26 protein-coding genes are annotated in these 24,467 nt (G+C 64.8%); 15 read left to right on the forward strand and 11 right to left on the reverse strand.

Annotation, left to right across the window (positions count from 1 at the left end; all coding sequences use genetic code 11):
• Window positions 1-69: 69 nt before the first annotated feature.
• Together ACZY0Q_RS16335 and nagA are read left to right on the forward strand one after the other, a co-directional pair.
• Complete coding sequence (locus ACZY0Q_RS16335) at window positions 70-753, forward strand: N-acetylmannosamine-6-phosphate 2-epimerase (protein ID WP_463918425.1); 684 nt, start codon at window positions 70-72, stop codon at window positions 751-753.
• On the forward strand, window positions 750-1,991 hold the full coding sequence (gene nagA / locus ACZY0Q_RS16340; protein ID WP_463918427.1) for an N-acetylglucosamine-6-phosphate deacetylase: 1,242 nt from the start codon (window positions 750-752) through the stop codon (window positions 1,989-1,991). The genes ACZY0Q_RS16335 and nagA overlap by 4 nt, the downstream gene beginning before the upstream one ends.
• A 119-nt stretch (window positions 1,992-2,110) precedes the next feature.
• Here the strand turns inward: nagA and ACZY0Q_RS16345 are convergent, their stop codons facing one another.
• Window positions 2,111-2,344, reverse strand: a complete 234-nt coding sequence (locus tag ACZY0Q_RS16345; RefSeq protein ID WP_463918429.1) for a hypothetical protein — start codon at window positions 2,342-2,344, stop codon at window positions 2,111-2,113.
• A 104-nt stretch (window positions 2,345-2,448) separates the two neighbouring features.
• Here ACZY0Q_RS16345 and ACZY0Q_RS16350 point away from each other — a divergent pair, with 104 nt between their 5' ends.
• Window positions 2,449-3,294 carry a hypothetical protein gene (locus ACZY0Q_RS16350; RefSeq protein ID WP_463918430.1) on the forward strand — a complete coding sequence of 282 codons (846 nt, stop codon included), beginning with the start codon at window positions 2,449-2,451 and terminating at the stop codon, window positions 3,292-3,294.
• A 47-nt stretch (window positions 3,295-3,341) separates the two neighbouring features.
• Here the strand turns inward: ACZY0Q_RS16350 and ACZY0Q_RS16355 are convergent, their stop codons facing one another.
• Complete coding sequence (locus ACZY0Q_RS16355) at window positions 3,342-4,292, reverse strand: helix-turn-helix transcriptional regulator (protein WP_463918432.1); 951 nt, start codon at window positions 4,290-4,292, stop codon at window positions 3,342-3,344.
• A gap of 91 nt (window positions 4,293-4,383) precedes the next feature.
• On the opposite strand from ACZY0Q_RS16355, the gene ACZY0Q_RS16360 reads away from it, so the two are divergent.
• Window positions 4,384-4,749, forward strand: coding sequence for a VOC family protein (locus ACZY0Q_RS16360; protein WP_463918434.1), 366 nt, complete (start codon window positions 4,384-4,386; stop codon window positions 4,747-4,749).
• A 176-nt stretch (window positions 4,750-4,925) separates the two neighbouring features.
• The gene (locus ACZY0Q_RS16365) at window positions 4,926-5,462 is read left to right on the forward strand and encodes a MepB family protein (RefSeq protein WP_463918436.1); all 537 of its coding nucleotides are present in this window, start codon (window positions 4,926-4,928) and stop codon (window positions 5,460-5,462) included.
• A 30-nt stretch (window positions 5,463-5,492) separates the two neighbouring features.
• On the opposite strand, the gene ACZY0Q_RS16370 is transcribed toward ACZY0Q_RS16365, so the two are convergent.
• From ACZY0Q_RS16370 to ACZY0Q_RS16390, 5 genes are all read right to left on the reverse strand, one after another.
• Window positions 5,493-5,930: a VOC family protein gene (locus tag ACZY0Q_RS16370; RefSeq protein WP_463918438.1), complete on the reverse strand. Its 438-nt coding sequence runs from the start codon at window positions 5,928-5,930 to the stop codon at window positions 5,493-5,495.
• Window positions 5,931-6,538: 608 nt separating this feature from the next.
• The gene (locus ACZY0Q_RS16375) at window positions 6,539-6,844 is read right to left on the reverse strand and encodes a hypothetical protein (RefSeq protein ID WP_463918439.1); all 306 of its coding nucleotides are present in this window, start codon (window positions 6,842-6,844) and stop codon (window positions 6,539-6,541) included.
• A 355-nt stretch (window positions 6,845-7,199) separates the two neighbouring features.
• Window positions 7,200-7,967, reverse strand: coding sequence for a glucosamine-6-phosphate deaminase (locus ACZY0Q_RS16380; protein WP_463918441.1), 768 nt, complete (start codon window positions 7,965-7,967; stop codon window positions 7,200-7,202).
• A gap of 84 nt (window positions 7,968-8,051) precedes the next feature.
• The gene (locus ACZY0Q_RS16385; RefSeq protein ID WP_463918680.1) at window positions 8,052-8,777 is read right to left on the reverse strand and encodes a FadR/GntR family transcriptional regulator; all 726 of its coding nucleotides are present in this window, start codon (window positions 8,775-8,777) and stop codon (window positions 8,052-8,054) included.
• Between the two features lie 156 nt (window positions 8,778-8,933).
• Window positions 8,934-9,737, reverse strand: a complete 804-nt coding sequence (locus ACZY0Q_RS16390) for an alpha/beta hydrolase family protein (protein WP_463918681.1) — start codon at window positions 9,735-9,737, stop codon at window positions 8,934-8,936.
• Between the two features lie 515 nt (window positions 9,738-10,252).
• Between ACZY0Q_RS16390 and ACZY0Q_RS16395 the strand changes: the two genes are divergently transcribed.
• The 4 genes from ACZY0Q_RS16395 to ACZY0Q_RS16410 all read left to right on the forward strand — a co-directional run bounded on the left by ACZY0Q_RS16395 (window position 10,253) and on the right by ACZY0Q_RS16410 (window position 13,174).
• Complete coding sequence (locus ACZY0Q_RS16395) at window positions 10,253-10,984, forward strand: GAF and ANTAR domain-containing protein (protein ID WP_463918442.1); 732 nt, start codon at window positions 10,253-10,255, stop codon at window positions 10,982-10,984.
• 251 nt (window positions 10,985-11,235) lie between these two features.
• A complete protein-coding gene (locus tag ACZY0Q_RS16400; protein WP_463918444.1) occupies window positions 11,236-12,018 on the forward strand; it encodes an ANTAR domain-containing protein in 783 nt (260 codons plus the stop codon).
• 138 nt (window positions 12,019-12,156) lie between these two features.
• Window positions 12,157-12,900, forward strand: a complete 744-nt coding sequence (locus ACZY0Q_RS16405) for a GAF and ANTAR domain-containing protein (RefSeq protein WP_463918446.1) — start codon at window positions 12,157-12,159, stop codon at window positions 12,898-12,900.
• A complete protein-coding gene (locus tag ACZY0Q_RS16410) occupies window positions 12,887-13,174 on the forward strand; it encodes a hypothetical protein (RefSeq protein ID WP_463918448.1) in 288 nt (95 codons plus the stop codon). Before ACZY0Q_RS16405 ends, ACZY0Q_RS16410 begins: the two co-directional genes overlap by 14 nt.
• Before the next feature lie 104 nt (window positions 13,175-13,278).
• Here the strand turns inward: ACZY0Q_RS16410 and ACZY0Q_RS16415 are convergent, their stop codons facing one another.
• From ACZY0Q_RS16415 to ACZY0Q_RS16430, 4 genes are all read right to left on the reverse strand, one after another.
• Complete coding sequence (locus ACZY0Q_RS16415) at window positions 13,279-14,262, reverse strand: ribokinase (RefSeq protein ID WP_463918450.1); 984 nt, start codon at window positions 14,260-14,262, stop codon at window positions 13,279-13,281.
• Entirely contained in the window at window positions 14,259-15,686 is a 1,428-nt protein-coding gene (uriT, locus tag ACZY0Q_RS16420; protein ID WP_463918452.1) for a uridine transporter UriT, read from the reverse strand. The genes ACZY0Q_RS16415 and uriT overlap by 4 nt, the downstream gene beginning before the upstream one ends.
• A complete protein-coding gene (uriH, locus tag ACZY0Q_RS16425) occupies window positions 15,687-16,745 on the reverse strand; it encodes a uridine-preferring nucleoside hydrolase UriH (RefSeq protein WP_463918453.1) in 1,059 nt (352 codons plus the stop codon).
• Window positions 16,746-16,933: 188 nt separating this feature from the next.
• Window positions 16,934-17,986, reverse strand: coding sequence for a LacI family DNA-binding transcriptional regulator (locus ACZY0Q_RS16430; protein ID WP_463918455.1), 1,053 nt, complete (start codon window positions 17,984-17,986; stop codon window positions 16,934-16,936).
• A 279-nt stretch (window positions 17,987-18,265) separates the two neighbouring features.
• On the opposite strand from ACZY0Q_RS16430, the gene ACZY0Q_RS16435 reads away from it, so the two are divergent.
• The 6 genes from ACZY0Q_RS16435 to ACZY0Q_RS16460 are packed head-to-tail and all read left to right on the forward strand — an operon-like array spanning window position 18,266 to window position 24,439.
• Complete coding sequence (locus ACZY0Q_RS16435; protein WP_463918457.1) at window positions 18,266-19,570, forward strand: extracellular solute-binding protein; 1,305 nt, start codon at window positions 18,266-18,268, stop codon at window positions 19,568-19,570.
• A gap of 2 nt (window positions 19,571-19,572) precedes the next feature.
• Window positions 19,573-20,475, forward strand: a complete 903-nt coding sequence (locus tag ACZY0Q_RS16440; RefSeq protein WP_463918459.1) for a carbohydrate ABC transporter permease — start codon at window positions 19,573-19,575, stop codon at window positions 20,473-20,475.
• Window positions 20,475-21,389 (forward strand): carbohydrate ABC transporter permease, encoded by a 915-nt coding sequence (locus ACZY0Q_RS16445; protein ID WP_463918460.1) that lies wholly within the window; start codon window positions 20,475-20,477, stop codon window positions 21,387-21,389. The genes ACZY0Q_RS16440 and ACZY0Q_RS16445 overlap by 1 nt, the downstream gene beginning before the upstream one ends.
• 26 nt (window positions 21,390-21,415) lie before the next feature.
• Window positions 21,416-22,594: a Gfo/Idh/MocA family protein gene (locus ACZY0Q_RS16450; protein ID WP_463918461.1), complete on the forward strand. Its 1,179-nt coding sequence runs from the start codon at window positions 21,416-21,418 to the stop codon at window positions 22,592-22,594.
• 43 nt (window positions 22,595-22,637) lie between these two features.
• The gene (locus ACZY0Q_RS16455; RefSeq protein ID WP_463918462.1) at window positions 22,638-23,336 is read left to right on the forward strand and encodes a ThuA domain-containing protein; all 699 of its coding nucleotides are present in this window, start codon (window positions 22,638-22,640) and stop codon (window positions 23,334-23,336) included.
• Complete coding sequence (locus tag ACZY0Q_RS16460) at window positions 23,321-24,439, forward strand: Gfo/Idh/MocA family protein (RefSeq protein WP_463918464.1); 1,119 nt, start codon at window positions 23,321-23,323, stop codon at window positions 24,437-24,439. Before ACZY0Q_RS16455 ends, ACZY0Q_RS16460 begins: the two co-directional genes overlap by 16 nt.
• Window positions 24,440-24,467 lie beyond the last annotated feature (28 nt).

Consider the following 24,467-nt stretch of genomic DNA (forward strand, 5'->3'; position numbering starts at 1 on the left):
CTTCGCCTGACTACTTCGCTCCATCCCCGATCTTCAGCCAGCTCCGCCAATCTTCCAGAGGAACCGACCGTGATCCTGACCCCCGAAGCCCTCGAAGCCCTGCGCGGGCAACTCATCGTCTCCTGCCAGGCGTATCCGGGCGAGCCCCTGCGGGACCCGCGCACCACGGCGCAGTTTGCCGCTTCGGCGGTGATCGGCGGCGCCGCTGCCATCCGTGTCCAGGGGCTCGCCGATGTGCAGTTCACGCGGACAGCGGTGGAGGTTCCGGTGATCGGGCTCTGGAAGGACGGGCACGACGGCGTCTTTATCACTCCCACACTCCGTCACGCTTTGGCGGTGGCCAACGCGGGCGCCCACGTGGTGGCCATCGACGGCACGCGCCGGGCACGTCCGGACGGCCTGACCCTGGCCCAAACGACGGCGGGCATCCACCAAGATTCCCACGCGCTGGTCATGGCGGACTGCGGCTCCTTCGACGACGCTGCCGCGGCTGTCGAGGCCGGAGCCGACCTGATCGGCACCACGCTGTCCGGTTACTCCGGCGAACGTCCCAAGACACACGGCCCCGACCTGGAACTGCTGGAGCAGATCGCCTCCGCCGGCTTCGGCGTCCCGCTCATCGCCGAAGGCCGCCTCCACTCCCCCGCCCAGGCCCGGCAGTGCCTCGACGCCGGCGCGTTCGCCGTCGTCGTCGGTACCGCGATCACGCACCCGGCCACCATCACCGGCTGGTTCGCCGAGGCCCTGAAGTGACTCCCGGGCTGGACGCGGTGAAGTCCGGGAGCTACCTGCTGGCCGGCACGGTCCTGACCGACGGTTCGGTCCAGGATGACGCTGTGGTTGCCGTCGCGCACGGCCGCATCGCGTACGTTGGCCCCCGCGCTGGCCTGGCTGAGGCGGCGCTCACCGGCCTTGAAGAACTCGAACTGCCACCGGGAAGCATGATTCTGCCCGGCCTCGTGGACCTGCACTGCCATGGGGCTGTGGGCGGCGATTTCCCCAGCGGCGACAACGAGGCTGCCAGGACCGCCGTGGACTTCCTGCACCGCAGCGGCACCACCACACTGCTGGCAAGCATGGTCACGGCGTCCCGCGAGGACCTGATGCGTGGCCTGGCAACCCTCCGGCAGCTCGCCGACGAAGGACACATCGCGGGAATCCACTCCGAGGGGCCGTTCCTGTCCCACGCGCGCTGCGGCGCCCAGGATCCGCGGTACCTGCGCGAGCCGGACCTCAACCTCCTGGGCGAGCTGCTGGCCGCGGCGGGCGGCCACCTGCGGACCATGACCTATGCGCCCGAACTTCCCGGCGCCGATGCCGTGGTGCGCACGCTCGCCGAGCACGGCGTCACGCCGTCGTTGGGCCACACTGACGCGGACGCGCGGACGACGGCGGCCTCCCTCACCGAGGCGGCGGAGCTGTTGGCGGCCTCCGGCCTGGGGAGCGTGTCGCGACCTACCGTCACACACCTCTTTAACGGCATGCCGCCGCTCCACCACCGCAGCCCGGGACCCGTTGGCGCGTGCCTCCGGCTGGCCGGGGCCGGCACGATTGCCGTGGAACTCATCGCCGACGGCGCGCATCTGGACCCGGAAACGGTCCGGATGGTCTTCGAGCTGGTGGGGGCGGACAACGTGGTGCTGGTGACCGACTCGATGGCCGCCACCGGACTGCCTGACGGCGACTACGAGCTGGGCCCAGCCGCCGTCTCCGTCAGTGGAGCGGTGGCCCGGCTCAGCAACGGCACGCTCGCGGGCGGGACGGCCACGATGCTGGACGTTGTGCGGCGGACCATTGGCGCCGGCGTGGAGCCGGCCGCCGCTGTTTTGTCAGCCACCGCGGTTCCGGCGGCCATCATCGGCCAGGAGCAGGAAATCGGAAGCCTCCGCGCGGGCCTGCGGGCCGACGTCGTGGTGGTGGACCGGGACTTCCGCCGGGTGCTGGTCCTGCGCGCCGGCCGCACACTGGGCCGCCCCGCCGTCGGGATTTAGCGCCGGCGCGCACCGGCGATGGCTCCCGGCGGCACGAGTGTTTCCGGAGCGGCGGCAGGTCCTCAAGTTGCCTAGCCCGAAGCCCGGCCAGCAATTCGCGCTGAACTGCGCCTGCCCTATTAGGTGGGTTCCCGGTAGGCGTGCAGGTTCCTGTCCTGCACAGAATTTGACGAGTGAGAAGCCAGCTCGGCAGTGATTTTTCCTTTTCTTCGTCGCCGGAAGGCATTAACCACCAGCGGGGATCCGATCCACGCCAGGGCGACAGCCTTGGCCCAAAGCGGCACATCCAGGAACGCCACAACTCCTGCAGCCTCGGCCAGGCAGGCGGCAGTGATGTAGCCGAAGGACTTCATACGGAGAACCTAGCAGAATCCCCAAACCTAGCGCCGTCGCGAGGACCGGTGGAGGCCATCCGCGGTCCGACGCGGTCCTGCCGCATCGCGCTAGACTTTTGATCATGACCGGTGCCCCTGCCCGTCTTCCTGCTTGGCTCGTCGCTCTGACGATGCTCCTTGCGGGCTGCACTTCGGCGGTGGACTTCGACGACGCCGCCACGGATCGATCGTTCGCGACCTCCTCGGCCCAGCCACCCGCGAGCGACGTCGCCGTCGCCCCTCCGCGGACCCCGGCCCCCACGCCGACCTCGGCACCGGCGCCGGTGCCGGTGCCGGTGCCGGTGCCCACGGCAACCCCGGTTGCCCAGGCGTTCGCCCTCAACCTTTACCAGGAGGGGGACTTCGTGCCGCAGTACACCTTTGACTGGTGTGTCGCGGCGAGCATCCAGATCGCGCACAACCTGATCGACGACACCGGGGGCGGCACTTGGGCCGATCGCGCCCAGCAGAACGAACTGTGGGAGATGGCGCGGGCACGGTCATCCAACTCGTTCAACGGCGCCAACCCGTTCGGTTGGGCGGAAGTGCTGACTGAAGCGGGGATGGGGCCATACGCCCTCGTCAGCATCGCCGACTACGAAGACGCACTGCAGACCGCGGCGCGTGCCATCACCGAAACGGGCCGCCCTGTCGGGCTGGTCATGTGGAGCGGCCGCCACGCGTGGGTGATGAGCGGATTCGAGTCGCTCGGCGATCCCGGCCAGTTCCCGGAGTTCTCCGTCACCGGCGTCCGCGTCCAGGATCCGCTCTACCCGCACGGCAGCGGGCAGTGGGGTCCGTCGCCCGCCCCCAACAGCCTGCTCACGCCCGAGCAGCTGGCGACGCAGTTCGTGGTCCGCGAGCCGCGACGCTGGAGCAGCGACCTGCCGGCCGGCTACCTGCTGGTGCTGCCGCAGGCCGCGGCCTGACCAGGCCCCTGCGCGCGTCGCGCCGGTTGGGGCGGCAACCTCATTTCTCAGCCTCCGTAAAGTGCTGCCGTAGCCGTAGCAGCGGCCCGCATAACTGCTTGCGCCTCAGGTGGCGTTGTCACACGCAGGTGGGCCCCGAATTGCAGCAACTGACGCACGGCCGCCACTTCGCCGTAGACCACGGTGATCTCGACCCGGTCAGCGTCCAGCGGTTTGCTGCTGGTCAGCCGTGAGCCCAGGATGCGGCGTGCGAGGTCGAGCCTATCGGCTACAAGCGTTGCAACGACGGTGATGCCGTTTCGTTTCTCGACGGATGCGCTGAGATGCCGGCTCACACTGGCCAGCGACTCCCCTTGGCGCAGGGATCGGCCTGCTGGCAAGACCTCCCAGCCTTGGACTCTTTCCAGCGAATACAACCTCGGGCTCCCGTTGATGTCTGCCACGAGGTACCAGCGGCCCGCCTTCGCCAGGAGACCGTACGGGTCAACCGTGCGCCACGAGGCGCTCTGCTCCACGCTGCTCCGGTAAAGTATCCGCAATCGCCGGCCGGTCTGCAGATCCTTGCCAAGATCGGCGACGCCGGCACCGTGAATCTCGAGGGTAAACCAAGGCAGGTTATCGACGACGACCAGCTCGGACAGCGGCAATAGGGAGCCGCCGGCCACGGAACGGCGCGAAGCGAGCTTCCGGTGGGCGGCGCGCGTTGGGGCTTCGATGCCCAGCTGACGCGTCTGCCCGGGATCGAGGCCCAGCAGTTTCAAGACATCGATCTCGGTCGGGCTGAGTTTGGACACATCAAGTTGCGACCCGGGCAGCAGGACGATGCCGCCATACCGGCCGCGTTCAGCGAACACTGGCACGTCGGCATCTGCCAGGGCGGTCACGTCCCGAAGAACCGTCCGCACCGATACGTCCAACTCGCCAGCCAAGTCAGCGGCGGTCATTCTGTGGCGCGTCTGGAGCAGCAACATCATCGAGAGCAGGCGCCGGGACTTCACTTCTTCATTATCGACCAATACCGGACATGAGATGTCATGTATTGCTGACAGGCTGGCTCTGGCCAGAAAACCTCAATGAAGGAGCATTCCCATGACAACACCGAACCTCTTCCTTATCTACGTCACGGACATCGAGCGCGCCAGGCGCTTCTACACCGACCTATTCGAGATGGAGCCCGTCGCCGTGACACCGCGGTATGTCCCCTTCGAGGTCGCCCAGGGAGTGCTATTCGCCTTGTGGTCCGGTCGCGGTGACACTGTCACAGCGTCTACTCCCCGTACCAGCGAGGTCGGGCTCATGCTGCCCGGCTCAGCCGTGGCGGTGGACGACTGCTACACAAGTTGGACGGCCAAGGGAGTCACCGTAGTCGAAGGACCGCACGACGACGTCTTCGGACGCACCTTCGTGATTGCCGATCCTGACGGAAACCTCATTCGCGTTTCCCCCATGGACTGACCCGGCACAAAGGCTGATGTGGCAATTGCCCTCAAAGGCCGGTCCCTGGACCGCCGCCCGCTGCATATTCCTTGTTCCGGAAGACGGTGGCGTGCGGATAGTGTCGGGGTGGTGATGGTGGAGCTCTTCGTTCACCGCCCGTCCTTGCCGTCGGGGATTCGTTTCGTGGGAGTGTTATGGCTGCTGTTCAGGTCCATCCGGATGTCGCCCTGGTGTTGGGGGTTCTCGGCGGCCTTGCCCTTGCCTGTTCGCCCGCCATAGTCGAGGCCGACAACCATGAGTATGGTGCCGCAGTCTCGGAAATCGGCCGGTGGCCGGTTCGGTTCCGGGTCGGCAAGCTGACCCCGACGAAGGTGGGGTTGTTCGTGACGGTGTGGCGGCGCTCTCCGGGCGGGTCGACCGAACCTCTGCCTGCGGAGGACCACATCGATGTGCTGGTGGTCTGCGTGCGGGAGGGTTCCCGGTTCGGGGCATTCGCGTTTCCGAAGGCGGCGCTGGTCAAGCATGGCGTCGTGTCTTTGGGCGGCGCCGGAGGCAAGCGAGGATTCCGCGTCTATCCGCCATGGTCAGCTACATCAAATCGGCAAGCGAAGAAATCCCAGCAGTGGCAGTGTGATTACTTCTTCGAGATCGCTGGCGGATCTGCCGTCGATGCACAGCGAGCCATTCGGCTCTTCGCAGCAGCCGAGACGAATTCGCCGATCTTTCGGTGAGACCGAGGCAGGTGGCAGGCCGCGGGAGTGTCAGTCTTTTTTCAGTTTCTCGGCGAGCATCACGAGGATTCCGCTGGGACCGCGGAGGTACGTGAGTTTGTAGACGTCGCCGTAGGTCGCCACGCCGCGCAGCGGACGGCATCCGTGCTTCGCAGCGATCTCAAGGGCTTTGTCGATGTCGTCGACCGAGAAGGCCACGCGGTGCATGCCGATGTCATTGGGACGGGTTGGGTTCGTTTCGATCGCTTCGGGGTGGATGTATTCGAAGAGTTCCAGTTGCCCCTGACCATCCGGGGTCTGGAGCATCGCAATCTTCGCGTGGTTGCCATCAAGTCCGACAGCGGTGTCGGTCCACTCGCCGCTGACCGTGTCCCGGCCGACGACCGTGAGACCGAGGTCAGTGAAAAAGGCGATTGTTGCTTCGAGGTCGCGAACGGCGATACCGACGTTCTCAAGTTTGATGGCCATGCCTTGAAGCTACCAAGGCGGACCGAATAGCTCCAGCGGCGAGCCGGGACTCGACTGAACCGATCCCTTCCTTTGCGGGACGCCGATGTCGGGGGCTGGAGGTCGCTCTGGCAGGCTAGGAACGTGATTGCAATCCTGTCTGCACCAAGTAACCTCGGCCTTCGGCCTCCAGCACGCGGCAGTGTGCCCGGCACAGCCAAAGCACCCGAGGCCCTAAGAGAAGCCGGTCTATTCATGCGGCTCGCACAAGTGGGGGCGATGGATGCCGGGTAGTCCTTCCAGGTCGGTACGTCGACGACGACACCACTCGTTCGGCTGGCCATGTTCGCAACGAGGCTGCGATGGCCGAGCACGCCCACCGCCTAGCCGATCGTCTGGCGGGTGTTATCGAAGGGGGAAACACTCCGTTGGTGGTCGGCGGAGGCGTCGACACAGTGCCTGAGCCGGGAAGCTACTTTGTCGCGGTCGCTGCCGGGTTCCTGGCACTGTTCTTTAGCTTGGTTGTCAGCGTTGGCGCTACAGTGCACGCAGCTCGATGCAGCGCCAGCCGGAATGCCGGATCCATCTGAGAACCACGGTCCGGCTTAGGGAACCCCAATTGGGACAATTTACGCCGTTGTATCTTGCTCAGGGTCTCTAAACCGGCTCTTCACGCGAACAAACAGAGTGCTTGCCATGGCGAGTAAAAACCCTGCTGTCAGGAGAGCCAGAAACGCCAGTACAGGGTTGATCCAGGCAGGAACTGTGTCATACAGAGCGTTGCACTTGTTATGCAGGGGGAAGAACTGGCTTGCCTCGTGGGAATTCTGAAGGCGGTAGTTCGTGTCCAGTTCCTGGCCAGCGGCAAGGCATGTGTCATAGAGGTCATTTCCGGGGGCGGAGATCCCGTTGATGAAAACCAGACCGAACGCCATGGCTGATATCAGCGTAGGCCCCAGCCAAGAACCCGGCGTGTTCATATGTCGCATCGGCCCCCTCGTGAACGCTTGAGTCTATGGCGACTTCGACCTTGAGCGGCAAATAGCACATCAGTCGACAACTGCGGCGATGGCCTCAATCTCGACGAGCTGGTCGCGGTAGCCAAGAAGATGAGCCGGGCGTTGCTGGGAGCGGTTGCGGCGCACGCGTACTGCGCATCGGCGAGTGCACCCGAACCAATAAGAGTGATTGTGCGCGGCATCGCTGTCCTTCTTGATGGTTGGATCGTGGCTCGGTGCCAGCCTAGCGAAGCAGACGCCGCGGCAATCACCATGTCCCGTCAGCCGCGGCCTAGACGCTGGCGGCAGCCCCGGACACGCGCACGGCGACTTGCCCGCTCCCCTGCGCCAGCAGCGAGGCTGCGGCTTCGTCAGCCACCACCGTTACGTGCGGGTGCAGCTGCAGGACAGACCCCGGGCAGTCGGCCGTGACGGGTCCGTTGAGGGCGGCAGCCAGGATGCCGGCCTTGTCCGCGCCATTGACCACCAGCAGGAGATGGCGGGCTTCGAGGATGGTGCCCAGCCCCTGCGTGATGCAGCGGAGCGGCACCTCCTCCGGTGTGCTGAAGTAGCGTGCATTCGCCTTGCGGGTGCGTTCCGTAAGGACTTCCACGCGGGTCCGGGAATCCAAGGCGGAGCCAGGCTCGTTGAAGGCCAGGTGACCGTTGTGGCCGATGCCGAGGATCTGCACGTCGATGCCGCCAACGCCGGCAATGGCGGCATCGTAATCGGCGGCGGCTGCCTCGGGGTCCGCGGCGCTTCCGTCCGGGACCGCTACGTTGGCAGGATCCAGGTGCAGCCGTTGAGTCACTTCGCGCCGGACAACTTCGGCGTAGCTTTCGGGGTGTCCGGCGGGCAGGCCCACGTACTCGTCCAGGGCGAAGGCGCGGACGGAGGTCATGTCGAGCTGGTGGTTGGCGAGCGCCGCGTAGATGGGCAGAGGCGATCCGCCGGTAGCCACACCCAGGACGGCGTCGGGCTTGCTGCGGATGACGGCAGCGAGGATACCGGCGGCTACTGAACCGGTGGCTGAGGCGGTAGGCACAACAAAAATTTCCACGACAAAGGGCACTCTCTACGAAAAGGGCAGGGCTAAATCCGCCCGGATCGCGGGCGGCGAAGAAAAAGGCGAAGGGAAAACAGGCTAGGCGGCCGCGACGTCCTTGAGTTTCAGGCGGATGCCGTCAAAGTGGCGCTGCAGGCGCTCGGACGCAAGGGCTTTGTCCTTGTTGACCACGGCCTCAAAGATGTCCCAGTGGTCCTGCGTCTGCTGCTCGAGGTTGACCGGGCCGGTACCGATCGCCAGGTGGATCTTGCGGTAAACCTGCCAGAACACATCCATGAGGTTGATAAGCAGCTCATTGTTAAGGGGGGCGTACAGGCGGCGGTGGAATTCGGCGTCGTGCTCGTACAGCGGCTCCCCCTTCTTAGCCGCGTCCTCCATGGCTTCCATGGTGGACCGCATGTCAGCCACGTGCTCGTCGGTGAGCAGGTCAATGGCCGGTCCGATCAGCCCGGATTCGAGGGCCTGGCGCACATCGATGAGCTCCATGGCCTCTTCGCCCTTGTGGCGCAGGGACAGCCGGCCGCGGAAGGTCAGGCCGGACACCAGGGCGCTGAAGTTGTTGGGGGCCACGAACATACCAAAGCCGTGTCGGATCTCGATGACACCCAGCGCCTGCAGAACTTTCAGGGATTCGCGGACGGTGTTGCGGCCCACGCCGAGCTCGGCGGAGAGCTCACTTTCGGTGGGCAGGGCGTCGCCGACGTCCAGGCCGCGGTCCAGAATAAGGTCCATGATCCGCGTCTGCAGGGCATGCGAACGGAGCTGCGCGCTGAAACGGGCGGGCGATACTTCTTGCGATGCGATGGCCACGTGATTCTCCTCCTTGCCGCGCTTAGGGGTCGCGACTTGTCCTACATCCCAAGCGTACAGGAGATGGGACGTCCAATATCTAGAAATGGGGAACTTATTTTTGGCAGTTCCAACCGGGAGGCACCCAAATCTAACCCAGGAGCGCCGGATCTAACCCAAGAGGGACCGGACAATCTCGCGGCATGCCCGGTAACCAGGTGTTTTGGGATCGATAAGAGCGTAATGGTCCCCGGGAACCCTGACCAGCCGGGTCTCCATGCGTTCGGTGGTTCCGGCATTGACATAGGACTCGGACTGGCCCAGCGGCACCGTGGTGTCCTCGGAACCATGGACAGCGACAACGGGCACAGCCAGCGGAAGGGCGGTCATGGGGTCCGCGAATCGGTAGCGGTGCGGATATTTCGACGACGACCCGCCCAGCAGGTTGCTCACCGCGCCATTGCTGAGGTTCAGCTTCTCCGCATCGGCCAGGTTGAGCAGGCCGGACTGGCTGACGACGCCGGTGAGGTGCACCGCCGTCGCATCAACGCGGCGCGGCACCTGGCGGTCGGCGTCCGGCATACCCAGCTGGGCGAGCTTGCCCCGGCCGGCAGCCCAGGCAGCCAGATGCCCGCCGGCCGAATGACCCAGCGCCACCACCGAGCCAAGGTTCAAGGTGTGGCTGGACGCGAGGTCGCCGAGCTTGTCGATTCCGGCCAGCACGTCGATGAACGTGTTCGGCCAGCCGCCGCCCTTTCCGGCCCGGCGGTATTCCAGGTTCCAGGCGGCCATGCCATGGGCGGCCAGGTCCCGGGCAATGGGCTCCCCCAGCTCTGCGCCGTACTGCGAGCGCCAATAGCCGCCATGGATCACCACCACCACCCCGCGGTGCTCACCGCCCGCTGGCAGTTCCGGCAGGAAGAGCTCGCCCCATTGGCTGGCGTCCTCGCCGTACTGGTATTTGTGCCGCTTCACTGCATCCCCCTTGGTACCGCCAGCGGCGGTACCGTCCCGCTCAGTGCCGGGCGAACACGCGGCACTGAGAGTTCCAACGGCAGCCGCGGCCGCCGCACCAACCAGCGCGCGAAAGACAAACGCCCGACGCCGCAGATCAGCCATGTGCCGAGCCTACAGCGTGGCGCCTCCCGGCAAAGTCGCCGGGCGGGAAACCGGTGAATTTGGGCCCGCGGATTCCATCAACGCGCACTGGGCCGGGCCTTCACCGTTATCACCCCGATGCTGTCGTTGCCGCGGGAGGAGCTGCCTAACGCCGTGGCGGACACGCCCCTGAATCCCCTTTCTGCAGGCGCTCCCGGCTACGGATACTTCACGGGCCCACCGGCGGCCATCCGGGGAGGGCGTAGTGTCAGTAGCAGGAGATTTCGGGGTGGCACATAGGTCCGGGGTTGAATGTACGGGCCGCGCGCGAATAGAGCGCACAGCCGCCAGCCGGGTCGTGTGATCCCGGCGATCCTTGGAATTGAGGCCGCATGGCCGAGAATGATGCCCTGCCGACGGCGGAGCAATTACAGGACCTGCTCCTTGAAAGTCCGGGCTTCACGGAATTCCTTTTGGGACTGGCAGCGATTTCTGCGTCCTTGTTGGGCGGGGAGACGCCCCTGCTGTGTGCCATCACGGTTGAACGCGACACCGGGCCCGTGACGGTAGCCAGCAGCACGGTGTCGGCCAAGACCCTGGACGAACGCCAGTACGCTTTCGACGATGGTCCCTGCCTGACGGCGTTGCGGGAGCAGCGTACGGTCCTGATCCGTGATCTTCAGAATGACAAGGGTTGGGCCTGGTATGCCGGGGCAGTCGCGGACGAAGGCATCCGGACAATCCTGGCTGTCCCCATCCCCACCGGCAACGGTTCCCGCTCCGCCCTGAACTGCTATTCCACCCAGCTTCATACGTTTGGGCCGGACACAGTGACCGCCATAGAGGAGCACGCGGCATCGCTTTCGCGGATCCTGCGGCTGGCAATCCGGGTGCATCCTTCAGATCCCTACCCGGAGCATTTGAGGTCGGCGCTGCGGTCCCGGGCCGTTGTGGACTCCGCTATAGCCCTGATCATGGTGCAGAACCGCTGCAGCCATGAAACCGCCGTCAAGCTCCTGCACCTTGCCTCCCGCAGCAGCAACCTCCGGCTGCATAACATCGCCGGGGACATCCTGCGCCACGCGTCGGACATCCCTGTCGTCACAGGACGCGGGAAGAAATGACAGACGACGGCGGATTGGGCACCCTCAGCCTGCCTTCAAGGCGGACCGGCGCAAGTTTGCGGCCGCACAGTTCCAGGACGGAAACATCAGCCTCCCCGGGTTATGGACCTGCTGTTACGGGATCGGCGGAAACGTCGACCAGTTCGGGCTGGACGCCTATCTGCGCGACACGATGGAATTAGCCCCCCTGCAAATGGATCTTATCCAGACCGCCATCAAGGAGATCACGGCGGACGGACCGGGAAGTACTCATGTCCCAGGACTTTGATATCCGCGAACTCAAGTTGGGCAGCGTTGGACGTGACTGCGCCAGCCTGCCCGACTTTGTCCTGCACCTCCAGGACCTCGTCCTTGCAAGCTCCGACGTCCGTGAATTCCTGGCGGACACGGCCACGATTTTGGCCACGCAACTATCGCAGCCCGGGAACCTCTTGTCCTGCGGGATCACGGTAGTCCGGCAGAAGCGGCCGGTCGCTGTGGCCAGCAGCGATACCCTCGCCCGGACCCTGGACGAAAAGCAAAACAGTATCGGTGTCGGACCCCTTCTGGCTGCCTTTCGGACGGAAACCATGGTCCACGTCCCGGACTTGGCCGCCGATCTCCGTTGGCCGATATTCAACAAGGCCGCCCGCCCGGCGGGCATCGGCTCCATCCTGGCCGTCCCAATGCATCTGCAGGCTCCTTCACAGTCTGTGGTAACCCTCTACTCCCCCAACGCGCACGGGTTTCCCCAGTACGGAATCGATGCGGCTGTTGGGCTGACGGGCCTCACCGCCAGGGCGCTCGATCTGGCCCTGAACATCGCGCAGTTGCGTGACGCCCGTGACGACCTCTCCGCCGCCCTGAAATCGCGCACCGTCATCGACACAGCCATCGGGGTCATCATGGCGCAGAGCCGGTGCAGCCGCGATGCGGCATTCCGGATATTGGTTAAGGCGTCCAGTCACCGCAACATGAAGCTAAAGGAGGTGGCTGCCGGCATCATTTCCGGAATTGCCGGCGAACAGGTATTTCCCACCGCTTACGATGAATAGCCGCAAAGCCGGTAATCGTGCACGCCAAGGTCCGTAACCCATCGCACACGTTAGGCTTTACCTGATGCGCTGAACGGTCACAAACAGGCTCATCCGGCCCGCGGAGGCCGGTCACGCAGAATGGCCGGAGGCAAAACCATGATCAAGAAGTATCCCCTGGATGAACTGTCCACTGCCTTGGGCAGGATTATGGGGCTGCTCCTCACGGAAGAAAAAGTGGACCACGCGGTCCAGCATCTCGCCCGAGCCGTCAGGGATTCCATCCCGGGCGCTCTTGGGGCAGGTGTCTCACTCCTTGATCCCCATGCCCGCCCGGTCAGTTACGGATCGACCGACAGCGTGGTGGAACGCGCTGACGCCCTTCAGTATGAACTGCTCCAGGGACCTTGCCTGGCAGCCTGGGCCACCCAACAGAGCATCCTCATCCATGACCTCGCAACTGAAGCCCGCTGGCCAAACTGGAGCGCCGCCGTCGTTGGCATGCCCATCCGCTCAGTGATCAGCACACCCCTGATCGCCGACGGGCAGGCCATAGGCGCAATGAAGATCTACGCCGCCTCTCCCGGCGCTTTTGAGGATGCCACGATGGCTCTCATGGAGCTTTTCGCCGCGCCGACGGCAACACTCCTGTCCCATATCCAGACTGCCGAAACCCCGGAACGCATCAGTGCGGGCCTCCAAGCAGCCCTCTGCAGCAGGGACACGATCAACCGGGCGTGCGGAATACTCATGGAGCGACGCACGCTCACCGAGGACGCTGCCCTTCAGCACCTGATGCGGCAGGCCCGCGCTACGCGCAACACGCTTCAGGAAGTCAGCGCTAGTGTCCTGGCTGGAGTCGCTTCCAATCCGCGTAGAGGCAGTGGTGATGGGCTTCGATAGCAGCGAACCGGAGCAACGCCGCAGGCTCCAGGCAGCATTAAAAGCAGCACACGTCAGCATCGGCGATCTGTGGCTTTATTACTTCGGCATCGGCGGCTCTGTCGGCGAGTATGAAGTGGAGGCCTACCTTCAGGGACTCCTCTCCCTCCCCGAACTGCAACGGGACCTGCTGGCCATGGCGGCAAACGAACTTTCCTCCGACCAAGCCGGCCCGCGGGCTCCCTATGCGGACGAACTCGACGCCGGGGATACTCCGCGGCCCGAGAACCCCTAGCGTCCCAGACGCTCTCTCACTTAATCCCCCTTTTGGCCGAACGCTCTCTCACTCTGAACTGGTCGGGACCTGTTCAGAGTGAGAGAGCGTTCCTATGGGCGGAGCTACAGAGCTGCGGCCCCCGAGGCGAGCACGCGTTCAACGTCCGCCACCCGCGGGTAGGCTGCCTGCGTTCCCTTGCGGGTGGTGGCAAGTGCGGCGGCAACCGAAGCGAAGGCGGCGGCGTCAGCCAGTGGCGCACCGGCTGCCAGACGGGCTGCCACCGCACCCGTGAAGGCGTCGCCCGCGCCGGTGGTGTCCACGGCCTTGACCTTGATGGGTGCCACCCGGACCAGCTGCTGCCCGGAAGGAGCCAGCGAATCCAGCACCACGGAGCCGTGGGCCCCCAGCGTGACCAGGACGCGTTGGAGGCCCCGCTCGGCGAAGCGCAGCCTGACCGCCTCCCAGTCACCGGCATCCGCGTCACTGCCGGGAATTTCGGCGGAGCCGAGGAACAGCGACGCCTCGTGGGCGTTGACCAGCAGGACGTCGGTCAGGTCCGCCAGCTGCTGCGGGATTTCCGCGTAAGGCGAGAGGTTCAGCAGAACTGTGGCGCCGGCGTCGTGCCCTGCCCGCGCGGCGGCCACAACCGTGTCAAGGCTGACCTCCAGGCAGAGGCAGACCACCGCGGCGCCGTCGAACGCTTCAGCCTCGACGGCGACGTCCGCCGGCGAGAGGGTGCCGTTGGCGCCGGCGGAGATGATGATGTTGTTCTCGCCGTTGGAATCCACGGCGATGACGGCGACGCCGGTGACTTCAGTAGCTGAGGTGCGTACGCCGGAGATGTCCACCCCGGCGCCGGCAGCGGAGGACTGGAGCATGTCGCCGTTGGCGTCCGCGCCCACGGCGCCTACCAGGCTGACGTTCCCGCCCAGCAGGCTTGCGGCGACGGCCTGGTTGGCGCTCTTGCCACCGGGGTTCACTGCGAATCCGTTGCCGTGCACCGTCTCACCGGGCAGCGGCAGCCGCTCGCAATAGATGGTCAGGTCCGCGTTCAGGGATCCGACGACGACGATCCCGCTTTGGGAGCCGGCTGTTGCGGAACTCATTCGGCTACCTCAGCCTCGACGGGCTTGGGAATGAGGAGCGACGCGGCGAACGCGGCCACCGTGATGACCAGGCCCGTCACCACCACGGAGAGGTAGGACGCTTTGGCGTCGCCGGCGGCCGAAGTGGCCACCAGCACGGCCGGCAGCACCAGGAAGCTCAGGCCGGCGCCCAGGTTGAAGGCGCCCGCATTCATGCCGGGCAGGAATCCCGGGTTTCCGGCGGGCGAGAGGACAACTCCGAGTCCGTTCAGCATGATGTTGACCGTACCGGCGTACATGATGCCCAGCAAGACCGTTCCGGCGATCATCATGGGCAGGCTGCTGAGGCCGAAGAACGCGATGATGGCCAGGGCGGCGATGCTGCCCAGCATGCCGATGCGCAGGACCTTGGTGTAGCCGAGCACTGGCGCGAGCCTGCCGCTGATGGGACCCACCAGCCAGCCAAGCAGGGCATACGGGGTGAGGATGATGAGCGACATTTCGGTGGGACCGATGCCGAATCCCGGGTCCGCCGCCTGTACATAGGCCGGCACGATTCCGTTGATGACGGCAAAGATACCGGTCATGGTCAGCGTGGTGGTCAGCAGCGGCGCCCAGGTGGAGCGGTGGCGCAGGTGGACGATTTCCACCATGGGCTGCTTGGCGCGCTTTTCCACGGTCCAGAACGCGTAAAACGCGACGGCGGCGACCACCACCAGCCCGATCGCCAGCAGGAGCGTGCCCGGCGAGAAGGCGCCCACCAGCTTGGAGCCCTCGTTAAGGGCCGTGAGCAGCGCACCAACTGCGACCACGATGAAGAACACGCCCAGCCAATCCATCGAGGTGCCGGCGGACGGCTTGCTTTCGCCGGCGAGGAAGACGATCAGGGCGGTTGCCACGAGGGCCAGGACCACCATGAGCCAGAAGATGCTGCGGAACCCGAAGTGCTCGGCGAAGTAGCCGCCCACAAAGGAGTCGACGCCGGCCACGCCGCCGTTGACGGCGGTGATGAGGCCCATGAGCGTCCCGTATTTGCGCGGGTTGCTGACGGCGGAGCGGAGCATGATCAGGCACAACGGCACGGTGGGGCCGCTGACGCCCTGGATGATGCGGCCCACAAAGAGCCACGTCACGTCGGGGGCCATGGCCGCGATGACGGATCCGACGGCCATCAGCAGCATCATGCCGATGAGGATCTTCTTACGCCCGATGATGTCGCTCAGGCGGGGTAGGAAGAGGGAGAACAGGGCGGCCGCGGTGAAGAACCAGGTCTGCGAGAGGCCAATGACGGCCTGATCGGTGTTCAGTTCCTTGCCCATGGTGACCAGGGCGGGGCTGAGCATGGAGGCGTTCAGTTGGAAGGCGACGCACGCGGCCAGCAACGCGACCATCAGGGCGGTGACGTTGCCCCGGCTGGTCTTTGCCTCGGTGAGGGTGGCACTCATTTACTTGCCTCCCGTGGCTGCTGCAAGTCCCGCAGGTTCAAGAGCGCCAGGTGCAAGGCCGGCAGGTTCAAGGACGGCAGGTTCGCCAATGCGCATCAGGGCATCCGTAACGAGGTCCCAGAAACGGGCGTGGTCCAGGTCAACGGCCACGGAGGTGGTGCAGTCCTCCGGCGCGGGGGCCCGGAAGTCGGCCACGGTCATACCAAGGGTCAGCGTGCCCTGGAGCTCGACGTCCACCGGAACCTTGCGGGTAGTGACGATGCTGGGATCGATCACGTAGGCCACGGCGCACGGATCGTGGACGGGCGGGAAGTCAAAGCCCTGGGCGTCCTTGTAGGTCTGGGTGAAGAACTCCATCAGTTCCATCACGAACTTGGCCGGCTTGGTGCCCACGGCCGCAATCTTCGCCACCACGCCCGGTGTGGCCAGGGCCTGGTGGGTGAGGTCCAGGCCCACCATCACCACGGGCCACTTTTCGTTGAACACGATATGGGCGGCCTCGGGGTCGATGATGATGTTGAATTCAGCCACGGCGCTCCAGTTGCCCACGTGGTAGCCGCCGCCCATCAGGACAACTTCCTTGACGCGCTCCACGATGCGCGGTTCCTTGCGGGCTGCCAGCGCGATGTTGGTGAGGCCGCCGGTGGGGACCAGGGTGACCGTGCCCGGCTCGTGGGCCATCACGGTGTCAATGATGAGGTCGACGGCGTGGCGCGGGTCCAGCTCGATGGTGGACTCTGGCTGCGCGGGGCCGTCCATGCCCGTTTCGCCGTGGATGGACGGCGCGGTTTCGATGGTGCGGACCAGGGGCCGGCCGCATCCGGCGGCAAACGGCACCCCCGTGATGCCAGCGATGGTCCCGACGGCGAGCGCGTTCCTGGTGACCTTTTCGAGCGTCTGGTTGCCCACAACTGTGGTGACGGCCAGCAGTTCAATGTCCGGGTTGCCGTGTGCGAGCAGGATGGCCACGGCGTCGTCGTGCCCGGGGTCGCAGTCAAGAATGATCTTCTTGGGGGCGGTTTTGATCGGTTTGGATTCCACGTTAAATCTCCACGTCATTGGGGCCTGCCGAGGCAGTGGCCGAAAGGATTCAGAGTGATCATGGCACCCGCCCGGGCCGCGCGTCAAGCGCTTAACGTTGTTGCACGTCAAGCGCTTGACGCTTGACGCCAGCAATTTGGATCAGACCGTTCAGACCAAGCCGTTCAGACTAGTCAGTTCAGGCCTCGCAGTTCAGCCCAGGCCGCTCAGGCCACGGGCCCGAGCGTCTGTGGCGGCGCCGTGGATTCGCGGATGACGAGGTTCGTGGCCAGCTCCACCCTGCGGGAGTCCAGGGTCTCTCCGCGCATTTGGCGCAGGATGAAGCGAAGCGCGGCCCGGCCCATCTCCTGCAGCGGCTGGGCCACGGAGGTCAGCGCGGGCACGGATTCCTCTGCCTGGTACGTGCCGTCGAACCCCACCAGGCTCAGGTCCTCCGGCACCCGTACGTTCTGCCGCCGCGCCTCGGCAAGCGCACCCAGGGCAACGGTGTCATTTGCCGCAAATACGGCGGTGGGCCGCTCGTCCAGCTGCAGCAGCTGCTTCATGCCCCGGACCCCCGCCTCGGACCTGAAGCTGCCCTGCACGATGTAGCGATCGTCCACCGGGACGTTCCTCGCCCGCAAGGCGGCCAGGTAGCCGTGGAGCCGGGCCTGGTTGCATTCGGCGCCATCCGGACCGCCCAGGTAGGCGATCCTGCGGTGGCCAAGATCCAGCAGGTGGGACGTTGCGTCCTTGCCGCCGGCCCAGTTGGTGGCGCCGATGCTGACCACGTTTCCGGCCGGGGGGTTGAGCGGATCAATGACCACAGTGGGAACTCCCCTGCGGTTGAAGGCATCAAGCTGGGGCTCACTGAAGGCGGAGGTCACCACAATCATTCCGCAGCGCCCCTCGTCCACAATCCGGCGGGCGCGCTGCTCCGGGGTCAACCGCGAAGGCCCCTGCCTGCTGGTGACATTCAGCAGCACTTCAATGTCCGCGGCGCCGGCCGCCTCCAGGATCCCGTTGAGGACTTCGATGGAGTACGCCGAGTCCAGGGAATCGAAGACCACCTCAACCGCCTGCCGGCCCGCAAGGTTCCGCCGCTGCTGGACCGGGGACTTGTAGCCGGTCCGCGCCAGCACGGCCATCACCTTGGACCGGGTCTCCGCCGCCACGTCATCCCGGCCGTTGATGACCTTCGAGACTGTGGGCGCGGAAACGCCGGCCTCCTGGGCAATCGCTGCCAGGGTGAGCTTTCCCCGTTGCTCGACGGCGGTCATTTGATTCTCCTCGACTTTCGAAATATTTCGCTTCGCCAGTTTTGCAGCAAGCCGCAACCTGCGTCAATGCATTACCGGATTTTGGTGCCCAAAATACCTTGACGCTTCTTTGTGATATCCGTTACCTTTATTTCACTCAACCGAAAGCATTATCGAAATATTTCGAAGACTTTGGCTGAAACCAACTCCACTCACAGTGCAGCCTCTTTCCTGCGGCTGGACTTCTGAACTCACACCGGGCGCTCAGTGACGACCCCCCGAAGGATGGACGGAAACCATATGTTCAATCGAAAGCTGCGTTCCACGGCCCTGGCTGCCGCACTGACGCTCTCCCTGGCCGCCTGCGGTTCCAGCGGCCCCGCAAATGTCAGCGCCGATTCGCCGTCGATGTGGGGGCTGACCGGCGGGAACCAGGCCAATACCCAAAAATCCATCGACGCGTGGAACACTGCGCATCCCGACCAGTCCATCAAACTCGACTTCTTCGCAAACGATGCCTACAAGACCAAGGTGCGTACTGCCATCGGCGCCGGTCAAGGTCCTACTTTCATTTACGGCTGGGGCGGCGGCGTCCTCAAGTCCTACGTTGACTCCGGGCAGGTCGAGGACCTCACGGACTTCATTGCGAAAAACCCCCAGGTCAAGGACCGCTACCTGCCATCCATCATCAAGAACGGCCAGGTGGACGGCAAAATTTACGCCCTGCCCAACAACAACGTCCAGCCGGTTGTGCTCTATTTCAACAAGGATCTGTTCGACAAGATCGGCGCCCAGCCACCCAAAACCTGGGACGAGCTGATGGCCCTCGTGCCGAAGTTCAAAGAGGCCGGGGTGGCTCCCTTCTCGCTGGGCGGCCAGTCCAAGTGGCCGGACCTGATGTGGCTTGAATACCTGGTGGACCGCGTCGGCGGACCCGAGGTGTTCAACAAGATTGCGGCCAACAAGCCTGATGCCTGGTCAGACCCTGCAGTGCTTGAATCCCTCACCAAGATCCAGGACCTGGTCAATGCGGGCGGCTTCATCAATGGCTTCTCCTCGATCGCGGCCGATTCCAACGCGGACCAGGCCCTGCTCTACACGGGCAAAGCTGCAATGGTGCTCCAAGGCGGCTGGATCTACCAGGGAATGAAGAAGGACGCGCCGGACTTCACCAAGGGTGGCAAGTTGGGCTTCACCACATTCCCCACCGTTGAAGGCGGCAAGGGCGATCCCGCCAACATCGTGGGCAACCCGTCCAACTTCTGGTCCGTCTCCTCCAAGGCCACGGACAGCCAGAAGGCAGCCGCCCTTGAGTACATCAAGAACGGGATGTTTACCGATGCGGACACCCAGACCCTGATCGACTCCGGCGCAGTGCCGGTGGTCACCGGCATCGAAAGCAAGCTGGAAGCCTCACCGGACAAGGGATTCCTGAATTTCGCGTACGGCCTGGCCAAAGACGCTCCCAACTTCCAGCTCTCCTGGGACCAGGCACTGAGCCCCGCGCAGGGCGACGCGATGCTCGCCAACCTGGATCAGATCTTCCTGAACAAGATCACCCCGGAGCAGTTTGTCGCAACGATGAACGCAACGATCGGAAAATAGCTGTGTCAGTTACCACCGGAGCTTCCCGGCGGACCCTGGAAAAGGGTCCGTCGGGGTGGCTGGCCGCTCCAGCCCTCGTCTTCTTCCTCCTCTTCGCGATCATCCCGTTGTTCGGCGTGCTGTTCCTCAGCTTCACGAAGTGGGACGGGTTGGGCGAAATCAGGCTTGTTGGATTCTCCAGCTGGACCACGGTCCTGACTGATCCGATCACGGGCAACGCATTGCTGGTGACGGCGAAGATCATGTTCTTCTCTTTCATCGTCCAGGCACCGATCAGCCTGCTGTTGGGCGTCTTCACGGCAGCAGGCCATAAGTACCGGGCAGCGCTTGCCGTCCTGTACTTCGTGCCCCTCCTGCTCTCCTCCGCCGCCGTGGCCATCGCCTTCAAGGCACTCCTTGATCCCAACTTCGGGCTGGGCCCCGGCCTGAGGCTGCCGTTCCTCACGCAGGACTGGCTGGGCAATTCGGACCTGGTGCTGTTCGTCGTCGTTTTTGTGATCGCGTGGCAGTTCGTGCCGTTCCACACCCTGATCTACCAAGGCGGTGTCCGGCAGATCCCCACATCGTTGTATGAAGCCGCGCAGATCGACGGCGCGGGACGCATCCAGCAGTTCTTCAGCATCACCTTGCCGCAGCTGAAGTACACCATCGTCACCTCCTCCACGCTGATGGTGGTGGGCTCACTGGCATACTTCGACCTCATCTTCGTCCTGACCGCCGGCGGACCCGGCTATGCCACCCGCCTGCTTCCGCTTCACATGTACCTGACCGGATTCAAGGCCAATGACATGGGTGCCGCGAGCGCACTCGGCGTCATCCTGGTGGTCATCGGCCTGGCCCTGGCCCTGCTGCTGCAGCGCCTTGGCGGGAAAAACCGCAACGACAGCCAATTGGAAGGTGCCTGATGGCCACCGAGATTCAGCTACCCACGTCTCCTGCCGCCGTCGTACGCCGTCCGGGAAACGCAGGGCGGCGTCCCAACCGGCGCACCGCCCGCACTGCCCGGCAGCGGCCCAACTTTCTGGGCGGCCTGGGCGGCTGGGCCTGGCTGGCGTTCATCATCATCCCCGTCTACTACGTGGTGGTGACCAGCCTGAAGAACCAGGCCGGATTCTTCTCCTCTAACCCGATGATGCCTCCCACCGAGCCGACGCTGGACAACTACAAGCTCGTGCTAGAGAACGACTTCGCCAAGTACTTCATGAACAGCCTCATTGTGACCGTGGGCAGTGTGGTGCCGGGACTGTTCGTGGCGTTTATGGCCGCCTACGCGATTGTCCGCGGCAAGGGGAGGTTCCTGAACTGGACCAACAACCTCTTCCTGCTCGGCCTGGCCATTCCGCTGCATGCCACGATCATCCCGATTTACTGGATGATCACCAGGGCCCACCTCTACGACACGCTGCTCGCACTGGTGCTCCCGTCCATCGCGTTCGCGATCCCCATCTCCGTCCTCATCCTGTCCAACTTCATGCGGGACGTGCCCAATGAGCTGTTCGAATCCATGCGCCTGGACGGCTGCTCAGACTGGGCGATGATGTGGCGGCTCGCCCTGCCCATGACCAAGCCCGCCGTCATCACCGTGGGCATCTACAACGCCCTCCACGTGTGGAACGGCTTCCTCTTCCCGCTCATCCTGACGCAGAGCCCTTCCACCCGGGTGCTCCCCTTGTCGCTATGGACGTTCCAAGGCGAGTTCAGCGTCAACATCCCCGCGGTGCTGGCATCCGTGGTGCTCGCCACGCTGCCGCTGCTGGTCATCTACGTCATCGCACGGCGCCAGCTGCTCAGCGGCCTGACCGCCGGATTCAGCAAGTAACCCGAAATTCCTACGAAAGGAAATCAATGACTTCCGCAAAGCCATTGCGCGTCGGCATGGTGGGCTACGCCTTTATGGGCGCCGCCCACTCCCACGCATGGCGGACAGCCCCCCGGTTCTTTGACCTGCCGCTGGAACCCCAGCTCACGGCTGTAGCCGGCCGAAACGGGGACAGCGTCCGTGCCGCGGCCAATAAACTGGGGTGGAACTCCGCTGAGACTGACTGGCGTCGGCTGATCGAGCGCGATGACATTGACGTGATTGACATCTGTACGCCTGGCGACATGCACGCCGAGATCGCGATCGCCGCCCTCGAAGCGGGCAAGCACGTGCTGTGCGAAAAGCCCCTCGCCAACTCCGTGGAGGAAGCGGAGCGGATGACCGTTGCGGCGGAGGCGGCCGCCAAGCGCGGGGTGTTCTCGCTGTGCGGCTTCAGCTACCGGCGGACGCCTGCACTGGCGCTGGCCAAGCGGCTCGTGGAGCAGGGCAGGCTCGGAACCATCCGGCACGTGCGGGCTCAGTACCTGCAGGACTGGCTCTCAGACGAGAACGCCCCCATGACGTGGCGCCTGGACAAGAGCAAATCCGGTTCCGGTTCCCTCGGTGATATCGGTGCGCACAGCATCGACGCGGCGCAGTGGATCACCGGGCAGAAGATAACCGGCGTTTCGGCCCTGTTGGAAACGTTCGTTGCTGAGCGTCCATTGGCCGGCGCTCTTGTCGGCCTGGGCGGACACGGCGATGCGGGAAATGATGCGCCGCGCGGTTCCGTCACGGTCGATGACGCCGCGATCTTCAGTGCCCGGTTCGACGGCGGGCCCATCGGTGTCTTCGAGGCCACCCGTTACGCGTTGGGCCGCAAGAATGCGATGCGGCTGGAACTGAACGGAACCAAGGGGTCGCTGGCCTTCGATTTCGAGGAAATGAACGTGTTGTCCTTCTACGACGCGGCCGAATCCCCCGACGCCGGCTTCCGGCGGATTTTCGTCACCGAGCCCGAGCATCCGTACGTCGGCAACTGGTGGCCCACCGGCCACGGCTTGGGCTATGAACACGGTTTCACGCACCAGGTGGTCGACTTCGTCACCGCTATCGCGGAAAACCGCCAGCCGGAACCGTCCTTCGCCGATGCCTTACAGGTCCAGCAGGTGCTGGCCGCCGTCGAGGACAGCGCGGCGAACTCCAGCCAATGGCAGAAGGTCTAGGACGTTGAGCACAGAACACGGATCCCCCAGCAAAGGAAAACCCATGACAGACAAAAAGACCGCACTCGTGGTCCGTGGAGGCTGGGATGGACACCAGCCCATCGAGGCCACAGAGCTTTTCATTCCGTACCTGAAGGACCACGGCTTTGACGTCCGGGTCGAAGAGTCCGCCAAAATCTACGCCGATGCCGGCTACATGGCTGGCGTTGACCTCATCATGCAGTGCATGACGATGTCCACCATCGAAAAGGACGAATTCGAGGGCCTGCGGACCGCCGTCGAGAACGGAACCGGCCTGGCCGGCTGGCACGGCGGGATCGCCGACTCGTACCGGAACACCTCGGACTACCTCCACCTGATCGGCGGACAGTTTGCCTGCCATCCCGGCAACCACCCCGGCCAGCGCACCGGCGAACAGTCCGACAACTACGTTCCGTACACCATCAACATGCTTCCCGCCGCGGAAACCCACCCCATTACCCGCGGCATCAGCGACTTCGAACTGGTCACCGAACAGTACTGGGTGCTGGCCGACGACTACGTCGACGTCCTCGCCACCACCACCCAGAAGGTCCGCGCCTGGGATCCCTGGAACCGCGAGGTGACCTCGCCGGCCATCTGGACCCGGCAATGGGGCCAAGGCAGAATCTTCGTCGCCACCCCCGGACACCGGGTGGAAATCCTCCAGGACAGTAACGTCCGCACCATCATCGAAAGGGGCCTGCTGTGGGCCAGCCGTTGAAAGTAGGAATTATTGGGTGCGGGGCCATCCTTGCCCAGTACCTCGCCAACTTCCGGCGGCTCGATGCCATCGAACTGGTGGCCGTGGCGGATCTGGATCCGGCCCGCGCACAGGCTGTCGCCGACGGCTACGACGGCGTCCGGGCGCTCACGGTCGACGAACTGATCGCCGCCGATGACGTGGATCTGGTCCTGAACCTGACCATCCCGGCCGCCCACGCCGAAGTGGCCCTCAAAGCAATCGCCGCGGGCAAAAGCGTTTACGGCGAAAAGCCGTTGGCGGCCACGACGGGCGAGGCCCGCCAGGTGCTGGAAGCGGCGCGCGCCGCCGGCGTCCACGTCGGCTGCGCCCCGGACACCGTTCTCGGAACCGGCATCCAGACCGCCCGCAAAGCGATCGACGACGGCCTGATCGGGTCCCCCATCTCGGCCACCGCCACGATGGTCACTCCCGGCCATGAACGCTGGCACCCCAACCCGGATTTTTACTATCAACCCGGCGGGGGCCCACTGCTGGACATGGGCCCGTACTACGTCAGTGCTCTGGTTTCCCTGCTGGGGCCGGTGGTCTCCGTGACCGGGGCGGCCAGCCGTACGCGGACCCAGCGGACCATCGGGTCGGGCCCGCGGGAGGGCGAGGTGATCCCGGTCAACTTCGACTCGCACGTGACCGGTATCCTGGTCCACGCCGACGGGGCGCTGTCCACCCTGGTCATGAGCTTCGACGCCGTCAAGACCAGGTCCGCCAACATTGAGATCCACGGCGAGCGCGGCTCCCTGGTGGTGCCTGATCCGAACCGCTTCGACGGCGACGTGGAACTGTTCACCCTCGGCGCCGGGTCCTGGAAGACCCTTCCGGCCTCGGCAGGGTACAGGGACTCCGGCCGGGGGTTCGGCATCGCCGATCTCGCGGCGACGCCGGAGGGAGCAGAGCCGCGCGCCGGCGGCCAGTTGGCCTATCACGTCCTCGAAGTCATGGAGTCTGTGCTCGAATCGGCCCGCACCGGATCCTCTGTCCCGATCCAAAGCACGGCGTCGCGACCGGAACCTGTGCCGCTCACCGCGTCTCCGGATGACGCACGTGTTCAGGGGGTCGGTGCCTAGGATGCACCTGCCTGCGGGCGGAATGCCC

It is taken from the genome of Pseudarthrobacter lactosi (genome assembly GCF_055412785.1).